The organism is Rubellimicrobium roseum, from assembly GCF_006152145.1.
In the GTDB taxonomy this organism is placed as follows: Bacteria; Pseudomonadota; Alphaproteobacteria; order Rhodobacterales; family Rhodobacteraceae; genus Rubellimicrobium; species Rubellimicrobium roseum.
Genome location: NZ_VDFV01000126.1, coordinates 1 through 2,418, shown reverse-complemented (window position 1 = coordinate 2,418; position 2,418 = coordinate 1). Strand labels below are relative to the sequence as shown.

The 2,418-nt window shown below is 65.4% G+C and carries 2 protein-coding genes; one reads left to right on the top strand and one right to left on the bottom strand.

Features of this window, described 5'->3' with window-relative positions:
• Window positions 1-330 precede the first annotated feature (330 nt).
• Complete coding sequence (locus FHG71_RS23090) at window positions 331-1,230, bottom strand: YsnF/AvaK domain-containing protein (protein ID WP_176559610.1); 900 nt, start codon at window positions 1,228-1,230, stop codon at window positions 331-333.
• 333 nt (window positions 1,231-1,563) lie between these two features.
• Here FHG71_RS23090 and FHG71_RS23085 point away from each other — a divergent pair.
• The coding region (locus FHG71_RS23085; RefSeq protein ID WP_246045589.1) for an IS256 family transposase at window positions 1,564-2,418 on the top strand (855 nt) is incomplete at its 3' end.

Sequence of the window (2,418 nt, the reverse complement as noted above, 5' to 3'; positions counted from 1 at the left end):
CTCTCACGAACCGCTTCTCGGCCCTTGAACAGGACCGAGATCACGCGCGTCGCCCGAACACACAGGGAAAGGAAATAGCTCAGCCTCAGGCACAGCACCGCCGGCTGGGTGCAGCATTTCCACTTGCGCGACCAAGTCGGTGGAGCGATGGCACTCGTCGATGACGGCGCGCAGTTCCATCGCATCACCGTGGTCTTCGGGGGTTGGCGGCTGCCGCCCGGTATCTACGAAGAGCACTTCGAGAAGGTGAGCCAGTAGGTCCCCATCTTAGGCGACACAGGTAACCCCGGACACTGTCGTGCCCAGGGCCTCGTCACGGGTAAGGCCGCGTCAGAACGTACCCGCGGGGCCTGAGCCCGAGGTGCCGGTCGTGCCGCCGGTCAGGCCGGTGCGGTCGCCGGTGCGCTCGTCCTCGATCTCGACCTCGGTCTTGCGGACGGTGTCCTGGATGCGCTCGTGCTGCACCTCGGTTTCCTGCCGCAGGCCGATCTCCTCGACCACGCGAGCCTCCTTGCCGACCACGGGCTGCTCGGCATGCTCGCGAGCCTCAAGGACCTGCTCGGGCAGGCCGATCTCATCCGGGTTCACGGGCCGGTCCACCGGGCGGCGCTCGATATAAACCCGCGTGGAACGCAACTCCACATCCGCCTCCACCGGCACTTCGCGGACGTAGGACCGCACGCGCACTGCGCCGCCTTCGACCTCCTGCTTGCCGACGTTTAGACGCTCCTCGACCACCTTGACGGTGCCGTCCTGGTTGAGTTGGTCATCGCGGTAACCGGAGGCACCAGTCGCACCTTCCGCGCCGAAGCTGCCCATCTGGCCTACTGAGCCCGTGTCCGCATACGCCGCCTGTTGGCGGGGGATGTAGTCCGCATCCGAGTACTGGCTGTCCAACGCATCTAGATCGTAAGCGTCCTCGGGCCGACGCATGACTTCCTGCACGCGATCGAGGTAAGCGTCGTCGTCGACCTCAACCGAGACCACGTAGTCGCCGTTCCGAAGCGCCTGCTGGTAGGTGCGGGCATCCTCCTCTGGGATGCCCAAGTCATGAAGGCGGTCGATTGCAGTACCCGCATGGTCCTGTGTGCTACCGGTGAAGTTACTTCCGCCCGCCGTGTCCGGAAGAACAGTGATGTTGTGAGACGCAATGCCGAGTTGCTCCAGTTCCCCCCGGACCAGATCGGCGACATCGAAGGCACGATAGATGGCTGTCACGGCACGTTGCATCGTGAACTCCTTTTCAAGTCGGCAGCCAAGCAATCGGGATAGCTGTCCCGTGCTCCGGCATTGATGACGTTCGACCGAGACAACACCCGAGCGTGCAGGCGGTTTCGCTTGACGGGAAAACCGTCGAGAGATGGGCACATCTTGGCCGGGCAGGGCCTGCGTTGGGCTGCCATCCGCTTCCATTGCTCTGCTGGGGCCGAGGTGCCCGTGCCGATCGTCGCCCGGCGTTAGCGTCCCCGGAAGTGGTGGACTTTCCGGTGTAGCTGGGGGTGGCCATCGGGGTGTGCGGCTAAGGTGGAGTTGTCCGACTTCACCCCGAGCCACGAGGACCCGATGACCGACGACAGGATGGCGCTTCTGGAGGCGCTGCAAAAGGCCGATGACGGCAACTTCCTCCGCTCCCTGGCCGAGACCGTGCTCCAGATCCTGATGGAGGCCGACGTGGAGGGACTGATCGGAGCAGGACGATACGAGCGCAGCGGCGAGCGCTCGACCTGGCGGAACGGCTACCGGGACCGCTCGCTCGACACCCGGCTCGGGCAGCTCAACCTGCGCATCCCCAAGCTGCGGACGGGGAGCTACTTCCCGCCTTTCCTGGAGGCGCGCAAGACCACCGAGAAGGCGCTGGTCTCGGTGATCCAGGAGGCGTGGATCGCCGGGGTCTCGACCCGCAAGGTGGACGATCTCGTCCAGGCCATGGGCCTGAGCGGGATCAGCAAGAGCCAGGTCTCGAAGCTCTGCAAAGAGATCGACGAGCGGGTCGGCGCCTTCCTCAAGCGCCCGCTGGAGGGGAACTGGCCGTATCTCTGGCTCGATGCCACCTACCTCAAGGTTCGCGAGGGCGGGCGCATCGTCAGCGTGGCGGCCATAATCGCTGTGGCTGCCAACCGGGACGGCCGGCGCGAGATCGTGGGCCTGCACATCGGTCCTTCGGAGGCGGAGACCTTCTGGGCCACGTTCCTGAAGGACCTCGTCCGGCGTGGCCTCAGGGGCGTGAAGCTGGTCATCTCGGACGCCCACGAGGGCCTCAAGGCGGCCATCCAGCGGGTCATCGGCGCCACCTGGCAGAGGTGCCGCGTGGGGCTGTTGAGAAAGTCCTCTGCCCGTGATTCCCTCCGAGTTGTCGGCTTGGGAGGCGGTCCATGCTGGGCACGACGCGGAGCGAGCAATACGAGTTCTTCGTCGGCA